Raw genomic sequence first — 22,688 nt, forward strand, 5'->3', positions numbered from 1 at the left:
TTACAGCGGAATCTGCGGCGGCACATCCTCGGGCCTCACGCCCGACAGCTTCTGCAGATTTTCCAGCACGGTGGCCTTGATCTTGCCGGCGGCGCGTTCCTGCACGATCCACTTGTTGATGTATTCCAGCCAGGCCTTGTCGTCTTCCTTCGGCACGCCGATGTTGGTCGAGGTGGCTTCCAGCGGCATCGGCACGATCATGGTGCCCAGGCTTGGATTTTTCTTGAGCACGTTCAGCGCCAGCAGCCAGACCAGCACTTGCACGTCGACGCGGCCGGTTTGCAGGGCCAGGGTGGCATCGTCGGCTTTTTCCAGACGGACGATGGTGGCATTGGGGCAGACGCGGGTGATCATGCTGTCGTGCGACGAGCCGATGTCGACGCCGATCTTGACTTCAGGCTTGTTGAGTTCGGCCCAGGTCTTCGGTGCGAAGCCCTTCTTGGCGACGACGGTGAAGGCATTGTTGAACAGCGGCTCGGAGAAGCCGACAGTCTCGCGACGCGCCGGAGTCGGATTGAGGCCGAAGAAGACGTCGATCTTGCGCGTCTGCAGATCCAGCACCGAGTTGCCCCAGGTGGTTTCCAGCACTTCCAGCTTGACGTTCAGGCTGGCCGCCAGGTTCTTGGCGAAGTCGATCATGAAGCCGACCCATTCGCCGCTGGCCAGGTCCTTGTTGTAGTAAGGGGCCTGGCCGCGTACACCACCAATGCGCAGCACTTTGGTCCGCTTGATGCGGGCAAAGGTGCTTTCCCCGGCTGGCGCGCTCTGCGCGAATGCGCCGGGCAGATAGCTGGCGGCGGCGAGGCCTGCGATATTGGCGATGAAACTGCGGCGGTTTGGCATTGCTTCTCTCCCTGATGAATGTGGCACCGATGTGCCGGTTGGCTTTTTTACCGCCCGGTTTTCGGCCCGGCGGCATCCGGCAATTTTAATCCTAAGCAGTATCCGGCGCGCGCTTATTCAACGTTCCGCCCGTTGGGAACCCCGGTTTCAAAGGAGGCGCGCGGATGCTTTTTCGGCATGACGATCATTTTGAAGTACTACTCAGTACAAATTGACGTAAATATCGTCATAGACGCGTCAATTTCTGTCTTTTTATCGTGCCTGCCGTTTCCTACAATAACAACGGATTCAGGGAAATCGACCGTTAAAAAAAGGAGCTCCATCATGAAAATCGTCCTGCTCGGCGCCGGCCACATCGGCCAAGCCATCGCCCGTCTGCTGCACGCCAGCGGCGACTATGACATCCTCGCCGCCGACCGCGAGGCTTCCGCGCTCACAGCCATGCATGCGCTCGGCGTGCAGACCGCGCTGGTCGACTTCAACGACCATGACGCCTTGTGCAATCTGCTGTCCGGCCGCGACGCCTGTCTCAACGCCTTGCCGTACCACATGGCGACCGCCGTGGCCAAGGCGGCCAAGCTGAGCGGCACGCATTATTTCGACCTGACCGAGGACGTGCGCGCGACCAGGGCCATCGCCAGACTGGCGGCCGGCGCCGATACCGCCTTCATGCCGCAATGCGGTCTGGCGCCGGGTTTCATCGGCATCGCCGCGCATTACCTGACGAGCGGCTTCGACGACATCCACGAAGTGAAGATGCGCGTCGGCGCGCTGCCGGAGTTTCCCACCAACGCGCTGAAGTACAACCTCACCTGGAGCGTCGACGGCCTGGTCAACGAGTACTGCCATCCGTGCGAAGCGATCCGCGACGGCAAGATGCAAGACATCCAGCCGCTCGAAGGCCTGGAACATTTTTCGCTGGACGGCGTCGAGTACGAAGCCTTCAACACCTCGGGCGGACTCGGCACGCTGTGCACCACGCTGTCGGGCCAGGTGCGCAACCTCGACTACAAGTCGGTGCGCTATCCCGGCCATCGCAACCTGGTGAAATTCCTGCTGGAAGAACTGCGCCTGCGCGACGATCAGGAACAGCTCAAGTCCATCCTGCGCAAGTCGGTGCCGGCCACGATGCAGGATGTGGTGCTGGTGTTCGTCACCGTCAGCGGCATGCGCGACGGCATGTACGTACAGGATGTGTTCTCGCGCAAGATTTTCGCGTCGGCCCACAGCGGCGTGCATGAAAGCGCCATCCAGATCACCACCGCGGCCGGCATCTGCACCGCGCTGGATTTGTTCCGGCAAGGCCGGCTGCCGTCGCATGGCTTCATCCGGCAAGAGCAGATCACGCTGCCGGATTTCCTCGCCAACCGCTATGGCCGGGTGTATGGCGCGGGCGTGCAGGCGACTTTGCAACAACGCCGGCAAGACGTGTCAAACTATGCGGAGAAAGAGGCGGTATTGACCGCCTGACCGACCCGGAGGAACCATGGACACCAACCTGAACAAGCTGCTGGAACAGGTACGCGGCGCGGACACCGCCGCGCGCCTTTTTCGCATGCTGCACATCCCCGTCGGCGCGCTGAAGCCTGTCGGGCCGACGGTAACCCGCCTGGAACTGGCGCAGGCGCTCAACATGCTGCTGTTCGACAAGCTGCTGCACGAGGTGCCGGAAGGCGCCGCCTACGTCGCCGATGCGGTGCGCGACGGCCGCAAGATCTGTTTCGACCACGGCGCCCTGCGCACCGTGCTTGGCGCGCAGACCGGCGCGCTGCCGTCGGGCGAAGCTGCCTTCACGCGCTTGCTGCTGCCGCTCGGCTACCAATTCGTCGGCCTCTATCCGCTCGACCGCATCAACATGACCGGACGCGTCTACGCGCATGCGGACGATGCCGAGGGCATTGCGCAGTTCTTCGTCAGCGAACTGCACCCGGAACGTTTTTCCGCAGACTTTCAACACGTCGTCGCGCGCGTGCTGTCGACTTCAACCGATCCGCTCGATGCGCGCAGCAAGGCGGCGCTGGACCAATTGCAACAGCACGCAAGCCTGCCTTTCGACGAGGCCGCCGCCTTGCTGCCCGCCATGCTGGGATGCTTTGAACGCCAGCATGCGTTGCCGACGCTGGCGGAATACGAAAGCCTGTTGCAGGAATCGTCCGAAATGGCCTGGATCGCCACCGAAGGCAATGTCTTCAACCACGCCACCGACCGCGTCGACGACGTCGAGCAACTCGCGCAAATCCAGCGCGATCTCGGCCGCCCGATGAAGGACAAGATCGAAGTCTCGCGCAACGGCCGCGTGCGCCAGACCGCCTTCCGCGCCACCACCGTCGTGCGCGAAATGGCCGACACAGATGGCAAGCCGGTGGCGCGCAAGGTGCCGGGATCGTTTTACGAATTCATCTCGCGCGACCGCTACGTCGACGAGGACGCGCACCGCGAGCGGCTCGATCTGACGTTCGACAGCGGCAACGCACAGGGCATTTTCAAAATGACGGCGGGCGTTCCCGCCGCCTGATATCCGATAACACGATAAGGATCCAAGATGGACATCGCTTCCCTCTACGCCGAACTGGGTGTCGACCTCGCCGCCCAGTCGGGTCCCGACCTGCACATCCGCTCGCCGCGCGACGGCGCCACGCTGGCCTTGCTGCGCAATCACAGCGAACAGGAAGTGCAGCAGACCATCGCCGCCGCCCACGCGGCGTCGCAGGCCTGGCGCCAGGTGCCGGCGCCGGTGCGCGGCGAACTGGTGCGCCTGCTCGGCGAAGTCCTGCGCGAGAAGCGCGAGGCGCTCGGCCTGCTGGTGTCGCTGGAAGCCGGCAAGATCCGTTCCGAAGGCATCGGCGAAGTGCAGGAGATGATCGACATCTGCGACTTCGCGGTCGGCCTGTCGCGCCAGTTACACGGCCTGACGATCGCCTCCGAGCGTCCCGGCCACCGCATGATGGAAACCTGGCATCCGCTGGGCGTGTGCGGCGTCATCACCGCCTTCAATTTCCCGGTTGCGGTGTGGGCATGGAATGCGGCGCTGGCGCTGGTGTGCGGCAACAGCGTGGTATGGAAGCCGTCCGAAAAAACCCCGGTCACCGCGCTGGCGGTACAGGCGCTGATGCAACAGGCGGCGGCGCGCATGGAACAACAACGTCCCGGCACCGTCCCCGCTGCGCTGTGCGGACTGCTCATCGGCGGCGCCCAGGCCGGCGCCGCGCTGTCCGCTTCGCCCGACATTGCGCTGGTCAGCGCCACCGGCAGCGTGGCGATGGGCCGCAAGGTCGCCGTGACGGTCGCGCAGCGGCTGGGACGCAGCCTGCTGGAACTGGGCGGCAATAACGCCATGATCGTCGCGCCGACGGCCGACCTCGACCTGGCCTTGCGCGCCATCGTGTTCTCGGCCGTCGGCACGGCCGGGCAGCGCTGCACCAGCCTGCGCCGCGTATTCATCCATCGCAGCCTGTTCGACAAGCTGTGCGGCGACATCGAGCGCGTGTACGCCGACATCCGCGTCGGCGATCCGCTGGAGGCCGACACGCTGGTCGGCCCGCTGATCGACGGCGCCGCCTACGACCACATGCAGCAGGCGCTGGCGCAAGCGCAAAAGGAGGGCGGCCACGTCAAAGGCGGCGAACGCGTGACGGCATTCGGCGGCGACCACGCGCATTACGTGCGCCCGGCGCTGGTGCGCATGCCGCGCCAGAGCGCGGTGATGCATCGCGAGACGTTCGCGCCGATTCTCTACGCCGTGGCGTATGACGAGTTCGAGGAAGCGATTGCGCTCAACAACGCCGTGCCGCAAGGCTTGTCGTCGGCGATCTTCACCAACGACATGCGCGAGAGCGAGCTGTTCATGTCGGCGCAGGGCAGCGATTGCGGCCTGGCCAACGTCAACATCGGCACCAGCGGCGCGGAAATCGGCGGCGCCTTCGGCGGTGAAAAGAAAACCGGCGGCGGCCGCGAATCCGGCTCGGACGCGTGGAAAAACTACATGCGCCGCGCCACCAACACCATCAACTACAGCCGCGTGCTGCCGCTGGCGCAAGGCGTGCGGTTTGACATCGGTTAAAAGGCGCGACCGACGCGACGACGGCCGAAGAGAAGAAGACAGATGATCAGCCTTACCGAGCACGACCAGAAAATGCTGAGTGGAGATCAGGGTGAAGCATGTGTATTGGCGATGCGCATATTGACACGCTCCGCTTCGCTGATGGGCGCCAGGTCGCTTGTGGATATCACGAGCGCGCATATTGACGGCTGCCTTTACCACGGACAGGCCAGTCTTGATTTCGTGGACCGGCTGGTTTCCGGCGGCGGCAAGGTTGCGGTTCCCACGACCTTGAACGTCGGTTCCATCGACTTGATTCACCCTGAGTTGTTCAAGGGCGATCGCGCCTTAAAAACTGCAGGGACGCGCCTGATGGAGGCGCACGCCGAACTGGGATGCGAACCCAGTTTTACTTGCGCGCCTTATCAGTTGAAGAATCGTCCCGTATTTGGCCAGCAGATTGCGTGGGCGGAATCGAACGCCATTGTTTTCGCGAATTCCGTTCTGGGCGCGAGGACAAACCGCTATGGAGATTTTATCGATCTCTGCGCCGCGATAACGGGAAGAGCGCCGTACTGCGGGTTGCATCTCAGTGAGAATCGGCACGCGGACATCCTTTTCGAGGTCGTCGATTTTCCCGAGAAAAAGGAAAGCCGGGACATTTATTATGCCCTTCTCGGCTTCCTGATCGGCAAGCAGGCCGCCGGCCGGATTCCGGCGATACGCGGGCTGCCGCTCGATACCTCAGAGGATGAGTTGAAAGCGCTGGGAGCGGCCTCCGCCTCAAGCGGGTCTGTCGCGATGTTCCATGCGATCGGCATTACGCCGGAAGCGAGCGACCTGGAGACCGCATTCGGCGGCCGGCGACCGGGCGAAGTCATTACCTTGGATTTGCGTGATCTGTCCGATGCGCGAACAGCGCTGAGCAAAGGACGTCCAGGCGAAAAACTGGCGGCGGTCAGTGTCGGCACGCCGCATTTTTCCCTCGATGAGTTTTCTATTCTCGGCTCCTATCTGGATTTGATGGAGAAACCTTTCAAAGTCGATTTCTATGTCAACACGAGCCGGTTTATCTTGTGGCAGCTCAAAGAAAACGGTCTGGCGGAAAAATTGCAGCGACGCGGGGTAACCATTGTCACCGACACATGCACGTATATCACGCCGATCATGAATGACATCTCCGGTCTCGTGATGACAAACTCCGGAAAATGGGCGCATTACGCACCGGCCAATATTGGCGTGAGCGTCGCCTTCGGCACCTTGTGGGAATGCGTCGCTTCCGCCGGTTACGGCGAGGTATGGTTCGATGGACAGTAAATCCTTGCGTTTGGACGGACAATCCGTCGTATCCGGGCATGGCGAAGGCATGCTGTTGGTACTCGACGAGCCACTGAGCTTCTGGGGCGGCGTGAACGCGGAAACCGGAGAGATTATTCAGCAGGACCATCCGCAACGCGGAGCGCTGCTGCGCGACCGCGTCATGGTCATGGCCAGGGCCAAAGGTTCTTCTTCAAGCAGCAGCGTCCTGGCCGAACTGGTGCGAAATGGGAATGCGCCGGCCGCGATCGTCATGCGCGCGGCGGATTTGATCGTCGCTTTGGGCAGCATCGTTGCGTCGGAACTGTATGCAAGGAATCTGCCCATCGTGGCATTGTCGGACGCTAACTGGCTATACCTGCTTAAGTCCGATCGAGACTGCTTTGCCGAAGTCATTTCCGACGGCAAGCAATCCACGATCATCGTCAGTCCCGTCTGAAAAATCCGGCCTTGCTCTCGCGCGATTGCGCAATGCGTCCCGATCTTGAGTTTTTCGACAACTGCTTCCCAATGAAAACCGGCCTGCATCACTGCAGGCCGGTTCTTTTTCAATGCTCGTGCGGCGTGTATTAGTAACTTAGTAGCGTTCGAGCCAGTGCGCATAAGGCGCGGGCAAAGTCCACGACGCGCGTTCAACGCCCAACTCCTTGGCGGCGAAGTACGCCCAGTGCGGATTGGCCAGATGCGCCCGGCCCACCATCACCACATCAAGCTGCTGCTCTTTCACGACCCGCTCGGCGATCTCCGGCGTACCGAAACCCCAGGCCGACGAGACCGGAACGCCCGCCTCGCGGCGCACTCGCTCGGCCACCGGCCCCAGGAAAGCCGGTCCCCAAGGAATGGATGTTCCAGGAATCGTGAAACCCACGCTGACGCTGATCATGTCCATGCCGGCCGTCTTGAACCGGGCCACAAGACCGATTGACTCCAGCAAGGTCTGCTCGTCGCGGCCGTCGTATTCGAGCACGCCGAAACGTACCGTCAGCGGCAGGTTTTCGGGCCACACTTCACGCACTGCCTTCAAGGTCTCCAATAAAAACCGGCCACGGTTCTCGGCGCTGCCGCCATAGATGTCATCGCGTTGATTTGAATGCGCGGAAAAAAAGCTCTGCGCCAGATAGCCGTGCGCAAAATGCAGTTCCAGCCATTCAAAGCCGGCTTCTCGCGCACGCAAGGCCGCGTCGACGAAGTTTTGACGCACGCGGGCGATATCGTCCAGCGTCATCGCTCGCGGCAGCTTCGGCAAACCCGCGCCGTAGGCGATCGCCGATGGCGCAATGGTCTGCCAGCCGCGTGCATCATCTTCGGCGATGTGGTCGTCGCCTTCCCATGGCAAGTTGGCGCTGGCTTTGCGTCCGGCATGGCCGATCTGGATGCCCGGCACCGAACCGGCCGCCTTGATCGCCCGCACCACCGGCGCGAATGCCTGCGCCAGTTCCTCGGACCAGATCCCGGCACAGCCCGGTGTGATGCGTCCTTCGGGCGCGACCGCCGTCGCCTCGACAATCACCAGTCCGGCGCCGCCGCGCGCCATGCTGGCGTAGTGCGACAGATGCCAGTCATTGATCCGTCCATCGACGGCCTGGTATTGACACATCGGCGGCACCGCGATGCGATTGCGTAACGTGACGTCTTTGAGTTTGAACGGCTGGAATAATGCGGGCATAGAGACCTTTGCAAATGGTTGAATTTCTGCTCTTTAGTTCGAATATATACGAACAATAGAACAAGTATAACCCAAGGTGTATCATGCCGCTTATGCGTCCCTACAAACATCCTGCTCCCAGCGAACTCGCCCTCGAACGCGTGCTCTACGCCTTGAGCGATTCGATTCGTCTGGACATCGTCCGGCACCTGTCTCGCGTGGAAGCCGCGACTTGCGGTGAATTGGACGGCGGGCGCCCGAAGTCCACCGTCTCGCATCATTTCAAGGTATTGCGAGAGGCCGGACTGGTCTTGACCGAAACGACCGGCACCACGCACGTCAACCGGCTGCGCCGCGCAGACGTCGAAAGCCGCTTTCCCGGCTTGCTGACGGCAATATTGAATCAGCAAACACCCGAGTAATAGCAAGGAAGCGCCAGCCATACCGGCCTGAGTGCTTCAGACGTCGAGATGCCGCTCCCGCATCCATTTGACAATGTTGGGATCGCGGTGCGAGAAAAAGCTGCTCTCGCCCGTTTCCAGCGTAGCAATCCTGGCCATTTCATCGGCGTCGAGATTGAAATCGAACACGTTGAAATTCTCGGCCATGCGTTCGCGACGCACCGATTTGGCGAGGGTCACAATGTCGCGCTGAATCGACCAGCGCAAAACCACCTGTCCGACCGACTTGCCGTACTTTGCGCCGATGTCGGCGAGCAGTTTGTTTTGGAACAGGTTGTTCTTACCTTCGGCGAAGGGAGCCCAGGCTTCGGCTTGAACGCCGTTGTCGCGCATGAACGATAGGCTCTCGGCTTGCTGATGAAAGGGATTCACTTCGACCTGATTGATTGCGGGGCGTATCTCGTTGAACGCGATGATATCCATCAACCGGTCAGGATAGAAATTGCTGACGCCAATCGAGCGGAGCTTGCCTTCGCGATGCGCCTCTTCCATTGCGCGCCAAGAGCCGTGGACGTCGCCGAATGGCTGGTGAATCAGGTACAGATCCAGATAGTCCAATTGCAGTTTTCGCAGCGATTTTTCTATGGCCTGCTTTGTACGCTCATAACCGGTGTCCTGCACCCACAGTTTGGTCGTGACGAAAAGCTCTTCACGGGCAATGCCGCTGTTCCTGATGCCCTTGCCGACCGCTTCTTCGTTGAGGTACGAGGCTGCCGTGTCGATGAGCCGATAGCCGGTCTCGACGGCGTCGATTACGCAGCGCTCGCACTCCTTGGCGTCGGGTATCTGGAAGACGCCGAATCCAAGAATGGGCATTTTGTTTCCGGTGTTCAAAGTGACGTATTGCATGTTCGTTTCCTTTCCAAGGTGCGCGACCTGAGCTTGGCTTAAGGCTTGGCTTCCATCGCGATAGACATCATTGTGTAGCATGGCATTGCGTCAGTGCTTAACAAGCATTTTGTGATGAGCCAACGCCAGCTCAGAACTTCGCAGGCGCCTCCGCGCCGGAGAAAACCTGCGCGGCATCGGGAAGTCGCGCCCTGGTTGAGTTGTCATGTCTCATGTTCCTTTCATCTGCTCTTGATTCCGCCTAGCCAGCGCGTCACGCACGTGAGCGTTTGCCGTTCCTGGTCGGCTTGCATGGAAAAACCGTCGAGCAGCCGCGCTTGCGAAGCATGAGCAGCAATCACAGACAAGCTATTACCGAGACTGTATTCGTCGATGCGATGGCCGACCTGGAATTCGCCATGACCGGCAGCAATATGGAAGCCGTCAGAATATCCCTGCGCGAGATGGCGTTGCGTCGATTCACGGTCTCCCCATTTTCACGGTCAGCGTCCCACACGCGCCTGGAGGGATGCCGGATAGCGCTCACCCTGGACTTCGACGGTGGCGAGAGCCCGCTCAATCCGGGTTCGGTCATCGCCGGTCAGCTCAACATTCGCCGCGCCGAGATTTTCTTCCAGACGGTGCAACTTGGTGGTGCCGGGAATCGGCACAATCCACGGCCGTTGCGCCAGCAGCCAGGCAAGCGCAATCTGCGCCGGCGTCACGCCTTTCTCGCGGGCGATCTCCCCGATAAGGACAACCAGCGACTGGTTGGCCTTAAGCGCTTCGGCTGAGAAACGCGGCACGATATGGCGAAAGTCTTTGTCGCCGAAGGTCGCGTTGGCATCGATTGTTCCTGTCAGGAATCCCTTGCCGAGCGGGCTAAAGGGTACGAAGCCGATGCCAAGCTCTTCCAGAAGCGGCAGAATCTCGGCTTCCGGCTCACGCCACCAGAGCGAATATTCGCTTTGGAGTGCGGCAACCGGCTGCACCGCATGCGCGCGGCGGATCGAATCCGCGCCTGCTTCGGAGAGGCCGAAGTGATGAACCTTGCCCTCCCTGATCAGCTCCTTTACGACGCCGGCCACGTCCTCCATCGGCACGTCGGGATCCACGCGATGCTGGTAGAAGAGATCGATGTGGTCGGTCCTGAGCCGCTTGAGCGCCTCATCAGCTACCTGGCGGATACGTTCGGGACGGCTGTCGAGTCCCTCATCCGGAACACCATTCTTGAAGCCGAACTTGGTCGCAATCACGACCTGGTCGCGAAACGGCTCCAACGCCTCGCCCACCACCTCTTCGTTGAGTCCTGGCCCATACGCTTCAGCGGTGTCGAAGAAGGTCACCCCACGCTCGTAAGCGGCGCGGATAAGGTCAATCGCCTTCTGCCGGTCGGTTGCCGGACCATAGCCATAGCTGAGACCCATGCAACCCAGGCCGATGGCCGATACCTTCAGGCCTGTATTTCCAAGCGTTCGTTTCTGCATGACAAACTCCTATTTTGTTGAGTAACTGCTCATTCGGCAATTCTTACGGGTGGCGTCATCTCTCTCGATGATCAATACACTTTAATGAATAAGGAGTCATTTGATTAGACCGTATAATCTGCATAAACCTATAAGTAAGGCTTATCAATGGCGCATGAGAATTTAAATGATTTGCTGGCCTTTATCGCAGTCGCACGGGAAAGAAGTTTCACCAAAGCCGCGGCGCAACTTGGCATATCCCAATCGGCGTTGAGCCAGACGGTCAGGGGGTTGGAGGCCAGGTTGGGCATTCGCTTGCTGACCCGGACCACCCGAAGCGTTGCCCCGACCGAAGCAGGCGAACGCCTGATGTTGACCATCGCGCCACGGCTTGAGGAAGTCGAGAATGAACTGGCGGCGCTGAGCGAACTGCGCGATAAGCCATCGGGCACCATTCGGCTTACGGCCTCGGAGCATGCGTCCAACTCCATCCTCATGCCAAAACTGGCCGGCCTGCTACCCGACTATCCTGACGTCAGAGTGGAAATCAATTCGGAAAACAGGCTGATCGATATCGTGGAGCAACGGTACGACGCGGGCGTGCGGCTTGGCGAGCAGGTTGCCAAGGACATGATCGCCGTTCGCATCGGGCCTGACGTACGCATGGTTCTTGTCGGCTCCCCCTTGTACTTTGACAAGCGACCGCCGCCTAAGACGCCTCAGGAGTTGACAGAACATCTGTGTATCAATCTGCGCTTGCCGACCTTGGGCGGCTTATATGCCTGGGAGCTCAAGAAAGGCAAGCGCGAATTGAATGTCAGGGTGGACGGCCAGCTCGTCGTCAATGGCGTTTCCCAGTTGCTTAATGCCGCACTGTCCGGACTGGGCTTGGCCTTCATGTTGGAGGATGTGGTTCGCGAGCCCGTCGCGAAAGGCTTGCTCAAACCGGTTCTTGAAGACTGGTGGCCGACCTTTTCAGGGTATCACCTGTATTATCCTAGCCGCCGCCAGCCTTCACCGGCATTCGCATTGCTGGTGGATACATTGCGATATGAAGGTCGGTAAGGATCGTCGCCCCCACCCGTCGCCATGTCTCATTGGCCGCTCTCATCGTATCGCATCGCAGTAAGATCCTCTATCAAGGATGGACCGGTCGGGTGCCATCCGAGCCTGGCTTGAGTCTGCGCACTGGAGGCCGGAAAATCCATATCGGCAAACATTCCCATCCACCCGAAGTGCGCCTTCGCCTCTTCACGCGAAACCGAAATTACCGACACGTTCAGGCCGCGGCCGATCGCCTCCGCGATGACGCGTGCTTCCACCCCTTCTTCACCGACGGCATGGTAACGCGCGCCTGATTCCCGCTTCTCCAGCGCCATGCGGTAGAGACGAGCGACATCAAGAAGATGACCTGCCGGCCAACGGTTGCGTCCTTCGCCCACGTAGGCAGAAACCCGCTTCTCGCGTGCGATTGAGATGAGCGGCGTAATGAGGCCTTGCTTGAGTGTGTCGTGAACTTGCGGCAGACGCACCACGGACACATTGATGCCGGCGGCCAACAGTTGTGCACCCGCCAATTCCGAAGCGCTACGCGGATTGGGATGGTCAATGTTGAAAATGTCCTCGGTTGCCGTCTGCCCGGATGCCGGGCTGCCCATGCCGGTCCCGGAGGTAATCAGCAGCGGCCGATCCGACCCTTCGAGTGCGGAACCGAGCGCTTCAATGACGCACCTGTCCTTGTCGCAGTTCTCGACAAATCGGGAGAAATCGTGGTCAAAGGCTGTATGAATCACCCCCTCCGCCAGCATGGCGCCCCGGCGCAAGCTATCGGGGTCTTCAAGCGTTCCGCGGTGCACTTCCGCGCCGACGGCGAGCAGTTTTCTGGCGCCCTCGTCGGAGCGGGTCATGCCGATCACCTGATGCCCCGCCTGGATCAGTTCCGGAACCAGGGCCGAGCCGATGAAACCCGTCGCGCCGGTAAGAAAGATACGCATATGTGTGCTCCTCGTTGATCGAATATGCGTACTATCTGCCTAGTCCTTATACTATTAAAGTAGTGATAGTTTCCTATTATAGAAACCAACAGGATCAGCATGGCGGCCCACAACACCAACTCTTTAGGGACATTCCTGAAAGATCGGCGTACCCGTCTGGACCCAGCCGCCTTCGGGTTGTCCGGACGCAGGAGGACGCCCGGGCTGCGTCGGGAAGAAGTCGCCCAACGCGCCAACATCAGTCCAACCTGGTACACGTGGTTGGAGCAAGGACGCGGCGGTGCCCCGTCCGCGGACGTGCTCAATCGCATTGCAGAAAGCTTGCTGCTGACCGAACCGGAGCGCGAGCATCTCTTTCTCTTGGGACTCGGACGGCTGCCGGAGGTCCGCTACAAGTCCGTGGAAGGCGTCAGTCCCCGACTGCAACGCCTGCTCGACTCGCTGGACGCCAGCCCGGCTTTGATCAAGACCGCCGCCTGGGATGTGGTTGCCTGGAATCGCGCCGCCGTCATCGTACTCACCGACTACAGCACCCTGCCTGCGGATCAGCGCAACATACTTCGCCTGCTATTTTGCAATCCTGCCATTCGTGAAAAGCAGCATGACTGGGAGGCTGTGGCGCGTTTTGCCGTGGGAGCGTTCAGAGCGGATGCCGCGCGCGCCGGCGCGATATCGGAAGTCAGTGAACTGGTCGAGGAACTTTGCGCGGCAAGCCCCGATTTTGAAGCCTTGTGGAAAGAAAATGACGTGCGCGCCCATGGCGAGGGCTTGAAGCACCTTCGGCATCCGAAGCTCGGTGTGATCGATCTGGAATATTCTGCTTTTTCGGTCGATGGCCGACCTGATTTAAGCCTGATGATTTACAACCCCGTCTCAAGCTTGATGGCTCAGCGTATCAGGTCGCTCATCAAGACCGGCGAGGTTCAGCCGGACGAGATGGCAACGTGACGGTGTCTAAAGGAAGCGTGGTTAGTGCGTTTGTTCGAGACTCTTCATCACCTCCGATTGGACCGTCTCCCAAATCGATTTCTTCAATTCGATATAGCGCGGCGACAACTGCACTTCCGCCGTTCTCGGATGGGGGAGATCGTTTTGGATGTCTTGCACCACGCGACCGGGTTTGGCGCCCATGACCACCATCCTCGTCGAGAGCATCAAGGCCTCATCGATCGAGTGCGTGATGAACAGAATCGTCTTGCCGCTCTTCTCGTAGATGGAAAGCAACTGCTCTTGCAAGACTTGACGCGTCATCGCATCGAGCGCGGCAAACGGTTCGTCGAACAGCATCACGTCCGGGTCGTTGGCAAGCACCCGGGCAATCGACACGCGCTGCTTCATGCCTCCCGACAAGGCGCTCGGATAGCTTTTCTCACATCCGCGCAAGCCGACCATCTCGATATAGTGCTGCGCCGTCCTGGCGCGCTCGGCACGGGAAATGCCGCGCATCTTGAGGCCGAACTCGACGTTCTGCTGCACCGTCTTCCACGGGAACAAGGCGTACTGCTGAAACACCATGCCGCAGCCGGGATCGATATCGCGCACTTCGCGATTGTTGACATGCACCGAGCCTGCGCTGGCCCGTTCAAAACCGGAAATGAGATTCAGCAAGGTGGACTTGCCGCAACCCGATGCGCCCAGCAGGACGAGGAACTCGCCCTTCGCCACTTCGATGTCGACATGGTCGAGCACCTTGAGCGCGCCGAACGACTTGGAGACATCGCGGATGCTGATCATTGCATTCGCGCTTACGTTCGCGGACGCCGCCGAAGAAGTTACTGCTGCCATGACAAAACGCTCCTTTGAATCAGACGAAACACCATATCCGTGATCAGCACGGTAAAACTGATCAGGACCATGCCCAGCACCACCGTATCGGTCTGGAAGAATTCCTTGCCGTTCATGATCATGAAGCCGAGGCCTTCCTTGGCCGCGACCAGTTCGGCCGAAATCACACAGGTCCAGGACAGGCCGAGAATGACCTTCATGCCCGACAGGATTTGCGGCATGCAACCCGGCAAGATCACTTCGCGCATGACCTGCCAGCGATTGGCGCCCAGATTGCGCGCGGCGCGAATGAGCAGCGGGTCGATGCCTTGCGTGGCGTCGATGACATAGAGCAAAGCGGGAGTGACCGAGCCCATGAACACGATGCTGTACTTTTGCGTTTCGGTGATGCCGAACCACAGCAAGGTCAGCGGAATCCAGCTCATCGACGGCAGGGGCCGCAGGAACGACAGAATCGGATCAAGCACGGCGCGGGCGACGCGCGACGTCCCGAGCACGACCCCCAGCGGAATCGACACCACCACCGCCGCAAAAAAACCGACCATCACGCGCCGTCCCGATGCGGCGATATTGGAAATCAGCGAATTCTGATCCCACATGCGTATCGCCCGGGCCAGCACTTGCGAAGGCGCCGGCAAAAACACCGGGTCGACCGCCCCTGATCGACAGATCAACTCCCATAGCAGCAGGAAACCGAGCAAGGACGCTGCCGAGATTGTCAGCAATGCCCCGTTCTGCAGCCATTTTTTCTTTTCAGCCATGCCCTAGCCTCACAGGTAAGTTGCATTGACCCATTGCCGCACTTGCGGAACCGAATCGATTTGCTTGAGTTTGAGCAGCATTTCCGACAGTTTTTGCAAGCCGACGACGAAGTCGCCCGGATTGTTCATGAGCGCCTGCTGGTCGGCCTGGCTGAACCACTCGGTCTGTTTGATTGTGGTCAGTTGTTCTTCGTAGGTCAGCGAGGTCAGTTCCATCAGCAGCTTGGCCGCCTCCTCCGGTTTCTTTGTCATGAAGGCGTTGGCTTCAAAGATCGCCGCCAGGAAACCCTTGACCGCATCGCGGTTGTCCTTGGCGAAGGAGGTGCGCGTCAGCAGCACGTCCGGACCGGGCGACATCTTGTAGCTCTTGTACAAGGAGAAGGCGGAATCGTCGAGCAAGACCTTGGTGCCGGGCAGCGCGCGAATGCGATTGAATGTCGGCGTCCAGGCCACCGCCGCGTCCACCTGATTGGCGCGATAGGCGGTGAGCAGCTCGGTGGCGGGCAGATTGATGACGGATACGTCCTTGTCCGGATCGATCCTGGCTTGCGCGAGAATGTCCAGCAACAGCACGTGCGAGCTTGACGCATAGGTCACGCCGATTTTCTTGCCTTTGAGATCGTTGATGCTGTTGACGCCGTCGCGCACCAGCAGGCCTTCGGCCTTGCCGAAATTGTTGGGCGTGGCAATCAGTTGAAATTGACGCGCGCCGCTGGCCATGAGCGCCAGCGCGGAAACCACGCCGGTGCCGGCGATGTCGACGTTGCCGGCCATGACGGCCGCCATGCGCGCCGACGAGGTGGAGAACGCTTGCCAGCGCAGGTCGATATTCTGTTTCGCCATCATGCCGGTCTTCATCGCGATGTACGCAGAATAGTGGCCGAGCCAGGCGGATCCGCCATAGTTGACGACGGTGGCGCCAGCGGCGCGGGACAGGATGGGCAATCCCATCGAACCGGCCGCGGCCAACGTTGCGGCTTGCTTCATGATCCTGCGTCGAGTTTCATTCATTGCTTGCTCCCCTATCTTGGTTGATCCAAAAAATAAAACGATGGAAACGGCCCCCTGCTCGCCGTCATGCCGTTCGGTTAAACCTGTTTTTTCCAGCCGTGGTCCCGGCGCATGCCGGGACCCAGTGTCGTGAGGACGTCCGATACGACGCTGGGCCCTGACTTTCGTCAGGACGACGGTTGTCATAAACTGACAATGCGCTCAGGAGTTTTTTAAACTTAACTGAACCGCATTACCCTGCTGGCCGCTCCCTTTTCTCATTGTCGTTCTCACCGTCGTGATCACGCATTTACCGATACCTCACACGCTGGCGCCTCGTTGCGGATCGGCCTTGGTGTGTCGATATTACTAATCCGTGACAAGTTAAAAAAGGAGCAAATGGAGGCTTAAGGAAAACTAATATTAACTATGGCCGTGGCTAATCTAATACTCTCTTCACACATCGCGAAAAGCCGCAGCCGGCCCTGCCCGACGTCGACGGGCAAGGTGGCAATCGTGTGCAAAACCGTGGGAATTTGCGGCGCGGCGGCGTGAATACCAATACACTCCGCGCCGGCCTCTTCAGCGTCGCTGCACCGCCTGCAATGCAGCATCCATGATGGTCCGGATAACCGGAGCGGCTTCTTGCGCAAGGTCGGGCCGATAGCCAAACGGCGGCGTCTCGTCCATGTAAGTCGACTGGCACATCTCCAACTGGACCGCGTGGACGTTGTCCTGCGGCTGCCCGTAATGGCGCGTGATGTAGCCGCCCTTGAAGCGGCCGTTCACCACGGAGGTGTAGCGCTTGCCGCAGGCAGCCGGAGCCGTGCGCTCAATGGCCTCTTGCACCGCAACGGAGCAACTGCGTCCTTCATTGGTGCCGAGGTTGAAATCGGGCAGCTTGCCGTCGAAGAGACGCGGCAGGCGGCTCGCAATCGAGTGCGCCTCCCACAGCAGCACCGCGCCGTGCAAGGCGCGCAGCCGTGCGAGTTCGGCTTGCAACTGATCGTGATAGGGGCGCCAGTACGTGGCCAGGCGCGCGGCGATTTCTTCCTTGGCGGGCGCCTGTCCTTCCTGATAAATCGGCTCGCCGGGAAAGGTCTCGGTCGGACAAAGCGATGTGGTGGTTTGGCCCGGATACAGGCTCTCGCCGCCGGGAGGGCGATTCAGGTCGATGACATACCGCGAGTAGTTCGCGTGCAGGATAGTCGCCCCCATCGACGCGCCAAAATCGTAGAGCTGCGCCAGGTGCCAGTCGGTATCGGCCAGCAGACTCGCGGCCGGCGTCAGCCGATCAGCGATCTCGGCGGGAATGCGGGTGCCCATGTGGGGGATGGAGATCAGCAGCGGCTGCTCTCCACGCTTGAGATTGAAAACATCGACTGCCATTACTTCTCTCCGTTCATCATTCCGTCATTCAAACAATACGCGGCGACCGACCGCCAAGGGGCCGCAACTCGTCCGCGCTGCGCTGCTATTTCCATGAGAACGCATCCTTCGGCAGGGTCGGCAATACCGCCTGGATCGCCGGCGAAATCTGCTGCTCCAATACCTGCCTGGTAATGACCGATATTTCATCGGCCAGTCCGGTCCATTCCCCTTCCCGCGACAACAGGAAGAAATTGCGCCGCCCGAGCTGGCTTGCCGGCAAGGGCACCACCGTCACGTCGTCCAGGCAATGCCGCGATTGCCACAGGCACAACGGCGTCGTCACGGCGTAACCGATGCCCCACGCCACCAGGTTCAGCAACGGATCGGTCGCATCGAATTCGAAGCGGCGCGCCGCGTCCAGACCGATGTGGCGCAAATAGCGCTCAATCTGCTGGCCGATGACCGAGCGCTTGGTGTAGCGCATCAGCGGCAGGCTTTCAAACACTTTGCGGTAGTCGCCGTCCGCGACCGCCATGCTCCTGGGCACCACGGCCACAAACGCTTCCGAAAAAAGCAGCCGCTGCTCGATGCGCGAATCGTTGACGGTGGACTCGGTGCAAACCGCCAGATCCAGTTCGCGTCGCTGCAACTGCTCGCTCAACGTCGGCGTCAATCCCGACCAGAGCGATATCTCACGCGCGTTTTTCGACAAGGCCCGCACAATCGCCGGTCCCACCGTCGCGGAAAACGAGTCCACGCCGCCCAGGCGAAACTGTGCGATTTCCGATTTCGATGCATCCAGCAACCGCTCGTTGACGCGCTGCGCATGCTCAAGCAAGTCCTGGGCCAATTCCAGCAAGAGGCGGCCTGCAGCCGTCGGCCTGGAGGGACGGAACTCGCGATCCAGCAGCAGCATTCCGCTTTGCGTTTCCAGCGACTTGATCAACTGGCTGACCGCGCTTTGCGTCACGCCGAGCTTCCTGGCGGCCTCGATCATCGAGCCTCCTTCGCACACGGCGACAAACGCGTGCAACGCATGAAGGTCAAACGGTATTGCTGACATAACTCCCCCGCAGAGTGCCGCCGCAACGCCGCTGCCGATGAAGTCCGGCGCCGTCGTTGCATTGGCGGTGATGATGATGATGGAAAACGATTCGCATGGCGCTAATGTTAAACGCTCTTCTTCAAAACATTAGATTCTCTAATGCAGTAATTCGACAATACCATTTCGGGTGACACTTGCTTCCGTCCAATTTGAGAGGAAGCTATGAACGTTTATGATGCCATCGTGATCGGCGCCGGCGTGGTCGGCACGTCGACCGCATTCCATCTTGCCCGACTGGGTGCGCGCAATGTCCTGGTGCTTGACCGCAAGGCAATCGGCGAAGGCACGACGTCCCAATCCTCAGGCATCTTGCGCACGCATTATTCCGTGCAGGAAAACGTCGAACTGGCGCAGCGTTCGTGGAGCGCCTTCAATCATTTCGCGGAATACCTGGAAGACGAAGAAGCCTCCAGCGGCCTGGTGAAATGCGGTTACATGATCTGGGCCGCCGAAGGCGACAAGCTCGAGCCGTTGCGCCAATCGCTGCAAGGGCAGGAAGCGCAAGGCATCGCGCTGCAGTATGTCGATGCCGCACAAGCCAGGGCCCTGCTGCCGATCGCCCAATTCGACGATGCCGCGCTGATCTGTTTCGAACCCGAAGCCGGCTTTGCCGATGCCTACCTGGTTGCCACCTCCTTCGCGCGCGCGGCGCGTCGCCGCGGCGTCACCATCAAGGAAGGCGTGACGGTCGAAAAGGTCATCATCGAAGGCGGCCGCGTGGTCGGCGTCGACACCAGCGCCGGACGCTTCCTGAGCGACACCATCGTCAGCACGCAAAACATCTGGACGCCGGAGCTGGAACAATGGACCGGCCTGAAACTGCCGGTACGCCCCGAACGCCATACCGTCATTGCACTGGAAGGCCCGGAAGCCTATTCCTACACCATGCCGGTCTTCAAGGATCTGGCCTCCAAGGGCATGCTCTACGGCCGCAGCTACGGCGGCAACCAGATGCTGGTCTCCGAAGGCGTGGCGGGCGAAACGCTGGCGACCCCGGACACCGAACAAGGCGATGTCTCGCTGGATGACGTCGTTGAAATCGGCGCTCAGGTTGCAGAACGCTTTCCGTCGTTTGAAACCGCCGGCCTGGCGACGTCATGGACCGGCGTCTACGACGTCACGCCGGATTGGAATCCGGTGCTCGGCCGGTTGCCGGGCATCGAGGGCCTGATCGCCGGTTTCGGTTTCTCGGGACATGGCTTCAAGCTGTCGCCGGCGGTGGGCCGCGTTCTCGCGCAGGCCGCGCTCGGACTGCCGACCGACGTCTCGCTCAAACCTTATGCGCTCGAACGTTTCTCGACCGGCCAACTGCTGCTGGGAAAATACGGTTCGGGCGCCGTCTCCTGATCCTGACCGCACCAAGCAGGCACGCATTCATCATGCAAACCATCACGCTCGCCGACATCCCGGCACAGTTGTGGCGCAACGGCGCCGGGTTGACGCGCCCGATCGCGTCCGGCGTCGCAGGCCGCACTGCCGCCGGACAGTTGGCCGCCAGGGAGATTCCCAATATCGATGCGTTCGACTGGCGCATCAGTCTGGCGGACATCAAAGGCGACGGTCCGTTTTCGGTTTTTCCCGGCATCGATCGCTGCGCCGTGCTGTTGGGCCACAGCGGCATCACCCTGTCCGGACCGAGCGGATCGTCGTATCTGACGCCCCTGCGTCCGCTATCGTTTTCGGGCGAAGCCGAACTGGAGGCGCGCTGCGATCCCTCGCCGACGTCGACGACGCCGCAGATCCTGAATCTGATGGTGCGCCGCAAGACCATGCGCAGCGAGGTCGGCGTGATCCATGCAAGCTATCGCTGTCCTAAAGCCGCGACGCTGTTTGTCCTGGTCGCGGCGGGTCAATGGGAATTTGACGCGCCGGACCGATCGGCCACGACGTTGTTGTCGGTCGGCGAAGCGGGCATCGTGCATGAGCTTGCCGCCGGCGCGCTGATGAGACCCAGCCCGTCGCACAAGAACGCGAAAGCTGTCGTCGTGATATTGCAGCGGCCGGATTGATCGCCGCGGCGATCTTTCTCTTTCTCGGAGCCAGCGGCATCACTCCTATTTACGATCATTCATTTATCTACTTCTATGAAAATTCTTGTCGCAGTCAAGCGCGTCGTTGATTTCAACGTCAAAGTCCGGGTCAAATCCGACGGCACCGGCATCGATATCGGCAACGTCAAGATGAGCATGAATCCATTTGACGAAATCGCCGTGGAGGCTGCCGTCCGCCTGAAGGAAGCCGGCATTGCCAGCGAAGTGATCGCCGTCTCCTGCGGCCCGGCCCAGGCGCAGGAGACCTTGCGCACCGCGCTGGCGATCGGCGCGGATCGCGGCATCCTGGTGGAGTCGCAAGACGAGCTGCAGCCGCTCGCCGTCGCCAAGCTGCTGCACGCACTGGTCAGGCAGGAGTCGCCCGCGCTGGTCATCGTCGGCAAGCAGGCCATCGACGACGACAGCAACCAGACCGGCCAGATGCTGGCGGCGCTGGCCGGCATGCCGCAAGCCACCTTTGCCTCCACCTTGTCCATCGCCGGCAACGAAGCCATCGTCGCGCGCGAGGTCGACGGCGGCCTGGAAACCGTGGCCGTCACCCTGCCGGCCGTGATCACCACCGACCTGCGCCTGAACACGCCGCGCTACGTGACGCTGCCCAACATCATGAAGGCGAAAAAGAAACCGCTGGATCTGACCTCGGCGGCATTGCTCGGCGTGGATGTCGCCCCCCGCCTGACCACGATCAAGGTCAGCGAGCCGCCATCGCGCGCGGCGGGGATCAAGGTGCCCGATGTCGCGACCCTGGTTGCCAGACTGAAGAACGACGCCAAGGTCATCTAGTCCGTCGCGCTCATTCGCGCCTATTCATACCTGTTCACGCCTGTTCTCTGAAAGCACAACATGACCGCACTCATCATCGCCGAGCACGACAATCGCACGCTCAAAGCGGCAACCCTGCATGCCGTCACGGCAGCGCTGCAATGCGATGCCGACGTCCATATCCTCGTCGCGGGAAATGCCTGCGCTGATGTCGCCCGCGCCGCATCCGCACTGACCGGCATCTCGCGCGTGCTGCTGGCCGAAGCGCCGCATCTGGCGGACGGCCTCGCGGAAAATATCGCAGCCCAGGCAGTTTCCCTCGCTCCCGCCTATTCGCACATTCTGGCAACAGCGACCGCGGGCGGAAAAAACATCTTGCCGCGTGTCGCCGCGACGCTGGACGTGGCGCAAATTTCAGAAATCACCAGGGTCATCGCCCCGGATACCTTCGAACGTCCCGTCTATGCCGGCAACGTGATCGCCACCGTGCAGTCCGCCGACGCCGTCAAGGTCATTTCGGTGCGTGCGACCGCCTTCACCGCCGCCGCATCGGACCGTGCCGACGCCGCCGGAATCGTGGCGGTCGAGGCGGTGCCGGACAGCGGCCTGTCGCGTTTCGTCTCGCGCCAGACGACGTCGTCGGACCGTCCCGAACTGGCCGGCGCCAGGATCATCGTCTCCGGCGGCCGCGGTCTGGCCTCCGCAGAAAACTACGAAAAAGTCCTCGCTCCGCTGGCCGACAAACTGCATGCGGCGCTGGGCGCATCGCGGGCGGCGGTGGATGCAGGCTACGTGCCGAACGACTATCAGATCGGCCAGACCGGCAAAGTGGTGGCGCCCGATCTGTACATCGCCGTCGGCATCTCCGGCGCGATCCAGCATCTGGCCGGGATGAAGGATTCCAAGGTGATCGTGGCGATCAACAAGGATGAGGAAGCGCCGATCTTCTCGGTCGCGGACTACGGCATCGTCGGCGACCTGTTCGAGGTCGTTCCGCAATTGGCGGCTGCGCTCGGATAAGCATGAACACGGAAACAATCCTGGCCGGATACGGCCCGCGCGAAGCAATGGAATACGACGTTGTCGTTGTCGGCGGCGGCCCGGCGGGCTTGTCGTCGGCCATCCGCATCAAACAGCTCGCCGCCGCAGCCGGCAAGGACATCTCGGTGTGCGTGCTGGAAAAAGGCAGCGAAGTCGGCGCCCATATCCTCTCCGGCGCGGTCATGGATCCGCAGGCGATCACCGAACTGTTCCCCGACTGGAAAGAACG

At 60.8% G+C, this 22,688-nt stretch carries 23 protein-coding genes; 13 read left to right on the forward strand and 10 right to left on the reverse strand.

The window, feature by feature from the left end:
• Window positions 1–843 carry a transporter substrate-binding domain-containing protein gene (locus tag RV1423_RS19695; protein WP_034300327.1) on the reverse strand — a complete coding sequence of 281 codons (843 nt, stop codon included), beginning with the start codon at window positions 841–843 and terminating at the stop codon, window positions 1–3.
• Between the two features lie 324 nt (window positions 844–1,167).
• Here RV1423_RS19695 and RV1423_RS19700 point away from each other — a divergent pair, with 324 nt between their 5' ends.
• From RV1423_RS19700 to RV1423_RS19720, 5 genes are read left to right on the forward strand one after another with little or no spacing between them, the layout of a single operon-like run.
• Window positions 1,168–2,313, forward strand: a complete 1,146-nt coding sequence (locus RV1423_RS19700; RefSeq protein ID WP_034300330.1) for a saccharopine dehydrogenase family protein — start codon at window positions 1,168–1,170, stop codon at window positions 2,311–2,313.
• Window positions 2,314–2,329: 16 nt separating this feature from the next.
• On the forward strand, window positions 2,330–3,358 hold the full coding sequence (locus RV1423_RS19705) for a DUF1338 domain-containing protein (RefSeq protein WP_034300333.1): 1,029 nt from the start codon (window positions 2,330–2,332) through the stop codon (window positions 3,356–3,358).
• Between the two features lie 27 nt (window positions 3,359–3,385).
• A complete protein-coding gene (locus RV1423_RS19710) occupies window positions 3,386–4,903 on the forward strand; it encodes an aldehyde dehydrogenase family protein (protein ID WP_034300336.1) in 1,518 nt (505 codons plus the stop codon).
• A gap of 42 nt (window positions 4,904–4,945) precedes the next feature.
• On the forward strand, window positions 4,946–6,199 hold the full coding sequence (locus tag RV1423_RS19715; RefSeq protein ID WP_034300339.1) for an aconitase X catalytic domain-containing protein: 1,254 nt from the start codon (window positions 4,946–4,948) through the stop codon (window positions 6,197–6,199).
• A gap of 49 nt (window positions 6,200–6,248) precedes the next feature.
• On the forward strand, window positions 6,249–6,638 hold the full coding sequence (locus RV1423_RS19720; protein WP_231502402.1) for an aconitase X swivel domain-containing protein: 390 nt from the start codon (window positions 6,249–6,251) through the stop codon (window positions 6,636–6,638).
• Window positions 6,639–6,776: 138 nt separating this feature from the next.
• Here the strand turns inward: RV1423_RS19720 and RV1423_RS19725 are convergent, their stop codons facing one another.
• A complete protein-coding gene (locus tag RV1423_RS19725; protein WP_034300342.1) occupies window positions 6,777–7,865 on the reverse strand; it encodes an NADH:flavin oxidoreductase/NADH oxidase in 1,089 nt (362 codons plus the stop codon).
• Between the two features lie 92 nt (window positions 7,866–7,957).
• Here RV1423_RS19725 and RV1423_RS19730 point away from each other — a divergent pair, with 92 nt between their 5' ends.
• Window positions 7,958–8,266 carry a helix-turn-helix transcriptional regulator gene (locus tag RV1423_RS19730; RefSeq protein WP_034300345.1) on the forward strand — a complete coding sequence of 103 codons (309 nt, stop codon included), beginning with the start codon at window positions 7,958–7,960 and terminating at the stop codon, window positions 8,264–8,266.
• A 36-nt stretch (window positions 8,267–8,302) separates the two neighbouring features.
• Here RV1423_RS19730 and RV1423_RS19735 read toward each other — a convergent pair whose 3' ends face one another.
• Together RV1423_RS19735 and RV1423_RS19740 are read right to left on the reverse strand one after the other, a co-directional pair.
• Complete coding sequence (locus tag RV1423_RS19735; protein WP_034300348.1) at window positions 8,303–9,154, reverse strand: aldo/keto reductase; 852 nt, start codon at window positions 9,152–9,154, stop codon at window positions 8,303–8,305.
• Between the two features lie 482 nt (window positions 9,155–9,636).
• Window positions 9,637–10,620 (reverse strand): aldo/keto reductase, encoded by a 984-nt coding sequence (locus RV1423_RS19740; protein ID WP_034300350.1) that lies wholly within the window; start codon window positions 10,618–10,620, stop codon window positions 9,637–9,639.
• 147 nt (window positions 10,621–10,767) lie between these two features.
• Here RV1423_RS19740 and RV1423_RS19745 point away from each other — a divergent pair, with 147 nt between their 5' ends.
• On the forward strand, window positions 10,768–11,664 hold the full coding sequence (locus RV1423_RS19745) for a LysR family transcriptional regulator (protein ID WP_034300352.1): 897 nt from the start codon (window positions 10,768–10,770) through the stop codon (window positions 11,662–11,664).
• 29 nt (window positions 11,665–11,693) lie between these two features.
• Here RV1423_RS19745 and RV1423_RS19750 read toward each other — a convergent pair whose 3' ends face one another.
• Window positions 11,694–12,593 carry an SDR family oxidoreductase gene (locus RV1423_RS19750; RefSeq protein WP_034300354.1) on the reverse strand — a complete coding sequence of 300 codons (900 nt, stop codon included), beginning with the start codon at window positions 12,591–12,593 and terminating at the stop codon, window positions 11,694–11,696.
• 99 nt (window positions 12,594–12,692) lie between these two features.
• Between RV1423_RS19750 and RV1423_RS19755 the strand changes: the two genes are divergently transcribed.
• Window positions 12,693–13,541, forward strand: a complete 849-nt coding sequence (locus RV1423_RS19755; RefSeq protein WP_034300357.1) for a helix-turn-helix transcriptional regulator — start codon at window positions 12,693–12,695, stop codon at window positions 13,539–13,541.
• A 21-nt stretch (window positions 13,542–13,562) separates the two neighbouring features.
• Here the strand turns inward: RV1423_RS19755 and RV1423_RS19760 are convergent, their stop codons facing one another.
• The 5 genes from RV1423_RS19760 to RV1423_RS19780 all read right to left on the reverse strand — a co-directional run bounded on the left by RV1423_RS19760 (window position 13,563) and on the right by RV1423_RS19780 (window position 18,563).
• Window positions 13,563–14,327 carry an ABC transporter ATP-binding protein gene (locus RV1423_RS19760; RefSeq protein ID WP_034300360.1) on the reverse strand — a complete coding sequence of 255 codons (765 nt, stop codon included), beginning with the start codon at window positions 14,325–14,327 and terminating at the stop codon, window positions 13,563–13,565.
• A gap of 38 nt (window positions 14,328–14,365) precedes the next feature.
• Entirely contained in the window at window positions 14,366–15,139 is a 774-nt protein-coding gene (locus tag RV1423_RS19765; RefSeq protein ID WP_034300363.1) for an ABC transporter permease, read from the reverse strand.
• A 9-nt stretch (window positions 15,140–15,148) separates the two neighbouring features.
• Window positions 15,149–16,150 (reverse strand): ABC transporter substrate-binding protein, encoded by a 1,002-nt coding sequence (locus tag RV1423_RS19770; protein WP_034300366.1) that lies wholly within the window; start codon window positions 16,148–16,150, stop codon window positions 15,149–15,151.
• A gap of 561 nt (window positions 16,151–16,711) precedes the next feature.
• Window positions 16,712–17,518, reverse strand: coding sequence for an N-formylglutamate deformylase (gene hutG, locus RV1423_RS19775; protein ID WP_034300369.1), 807 nt, complete (start codon window positions 17,516–17,518; stop codon window positions 16,712–16,714).
• Window positions 17,519–17,603: 85 nt separating this feature from the next.
• Window positions 17,604–18,563: a LysR family transcriptional regulator gene (locus RV1423_RS19780; protein ID WP_034300372.1), complete on the reverse strand. Its 960-nt coding sequence runs from the start codon at window positions 18,561–18,563 to the stop codon at window positions 17,604–17,606.
• A 204-nt stretch (window positions 18,564–18,767) separates the two neighbouring features.
• Here RV1423_RS19780 and RV1423_RS19785 point away from each other — a divergent pair, with 204 nt between their 5' ends.
• From RV1423_RS19785 to RV1423_RS19805, 5 genes are all read left to right on the forward strand, one after another.
• On the forward strand, window positions 18,768–19,952 hold the full coding sequence (locus RV1423_RS19785; RefSeq protein ID WP_034300375.1) for an FAD-binding oxidoreductase: 1,185 nt from the start codon (window positions 18,768–18,770) through the stop codon (window positions 19,950–19,952).
• Between the two features lie 32 nt (window positions 19,953–19,984).
• A complete protein-coding gene (locus RV1423_RS28610) occupies window positions 19,985–20,614 on the forward strand; it encodes a HutD family protein (protein WP_051516801.1) in 630 nt (209 codons plus the stop codon).
• Window positions 20,615–20,689: 75 nt separating this feature from the next.
• On the forward strand, window positions 20,690–21,439 hold the full coding sequence (locus tag RV1423_RS19795; RefSeq protein ID WP_034300378.1) for an electron transfer flavoprotein subunit beta/FixA family protein: 750 nt from the start codon (window positions 20,690–20,692) through the stop codon (window positions 21,437–21,439).
• 60 nt (window positions 21,440–21,499) lie between these two features.
• The gene (locus tag RV1423_RS19800; protein ID WP_034300381.1) at window positions 21,500–22,438 is read left to right on the forward strand and encodes an electron transfer flavoprotein subunit alpha/FixB family protein; all 939 of its coding nucleotides are present in this window, start codon (window positions 21,500–21,502) and stop codon (window positions 22,436–22,438) included.
• Window positions 22,439–22,440: 2 nt separating this feature from the next.
• Window positions 22,441–22,688 (forward strand): NAD(P)/FAD-dependent oxidoreductase (locus tag RV1423_RS19805; protein ID WP_034300384.1); only part of this gene is annotated, 248 nt, incomplete at its 3' end.

The sequence above is a fragment of the Herbaspirillum sp. RV1423 genome (assembly GCF_000577615.1).
In the GTDB taxonomy this organism is placed as follows: Bacteria; Pseudomonadota; Gammaproteobacteria; order Burkholderiales; family Burkholderiaceae_D; genus Herbaspirillum.

Coding starts and splice junctions, on each gene's coding strand:
- RV1423_RS19785 (WP_034300375.1), top strand. CDS start 18,768: ATGAACGTTTATGATGCCATCGTGATCGGCGCCGGCGTGGTCGGCACG.
- RV1423_RS19710 (WP_034300336.1), top strand. CDS start 3,386: ATGGACATCGCTTCCCTCTACGCCGAACTGGGTGTCGACCTCGCCGCC.
- RV1423_RS19730 (WP_034300345.1), top strand. CDS start 7,958: ATGCGTCCCTACAAACATCCTGCTCCCAGCGAACTCGCCCTCGAACGC.
- RV1423_RS19745 (WP_034300352.1), top strand. CDS start 10,768: ATGGCGCATGAGAATTTAAATGATTTGCTGGCCTTTATCGCAGTCGCA.
- RV1423_RS19720 (WP_231502402.1), top strand. CDS start 6,249: ATGCTGTTGGTACTCGACGAGCCACTGAGCTTCTGGGGCGGCGTGAAC.
- RV1423_RS28610 (WP_051516801.1), top strand. CDS start 19,985: ATGCAAACCATCACGCTCGCCGACATCCCGGCACAGTTGTGGCGCAAC.
- RV1423_RS19700 (WP_034300330.1), top strand. CDS start 1,168: ATGAAAATCGTCCTGCTCGGCGCCGGCCACATCGGCCAAGCCATCGCC.
- RV1423_RS19770 (WP_034300366.1), bottom strand. CDS start 16,150: ATGAATGAAACTCGACGCAGGATCATGAAGCAAGCCGCAACGTTGGCC.
- RV1423_RS19750 (WP_034300354.1), bottom strand. CDS start 12,593: ATGCGTATCTTTCTTACCGGCGCGACGGGTTTCATCGGCTCGGCCCTG.
- RV1423_RS19725 (WP_034300342.1), bottom strand. CDS start 7,865: ATGCCCGCATTATTCCAGCCGTTCAAACTCAAAGACGTCACGTTACGC.
- RV1423_RS19795 (WP_034300378.1), top strand. CDS start 20,690: ATGAAAATTCTTGTCGCAGTCAAGCGCGTCGTTGATTTCAACGTCAAA.
- RV1423_RS19735 (WP_034300348.1), bottom strand. CDS start 9,154: ATGCAATACGTCACTTTGAACACCGGAAACAAAATGCCCATTCTTGGA.
- RV1423_RS19765 (WP_034300363.1), bottom strand. CDS start 15,139: ATGGCTGAAAAGAAAAAATGGCTGCAGAACGGGGCATTGCTGACAATC.
- RV1423_RS19780 (WP_034300372.1), bottom strand. CDS start 18,563: ATGTCAGCAATACCGTTTGACCTTCATGCGTTGCACGCGTTTGTCGCC.
- RV1423_RS19705 (WP_034300333.1), top strand. CDS start 2,330: ATGGACACCAACCTGAACAAGCTGCTGGAACAGGTACGCGGCGCGGAC.
- RV1423_RS19800 (WP_034300381.1), top strand. CDS start 21,500: ATGACCGCACTCATCATCGCCGAGCACGACAATCGCACGCTCAAAGCG.
- RV1423_RS19715 (WP_034300339.1), top strand. CDS start 4,946: ATGATCAGCCTTACCGAGCACGACCAGAAAATGCTGAGTGGAGATCAG.
- RV1423_RS19695 (WP_034300327.1), bottom strand. CDS start 843: ATGCCAAACCGCCGCAGTTTCATCGCCAATATCGCAGGCCTCGCCGCC.
- RV1423_RS19760 (WP_034300360.1), bottom strand. CDS start 14,327: ATGATCAGCATCCGCGATGTCTCCAAGTCGTTCGGCGCGCTCAAGGTG.
- RV1423_RS19740 (WP_034300350.1), bottom strand. CDS start 10,620: ATGCAGAAACGAACGCTTGGAAATACAGGCCTGAAGGTATCGGCCATC.
- RV1423_RS19755 (WP_034300357.1), top strand. CDS start 12,693: ATGGCGGCCCACAACACCAACTCTTTAGGGACATTCCTGAAAGATCGG.
- hutG (WP_034300369.1), bottom strand. CDS start 17,518: ATGGCAGTCGATGTTTTCAATCTCAAGCGTGGAGAGCAGCCGCTGCTG.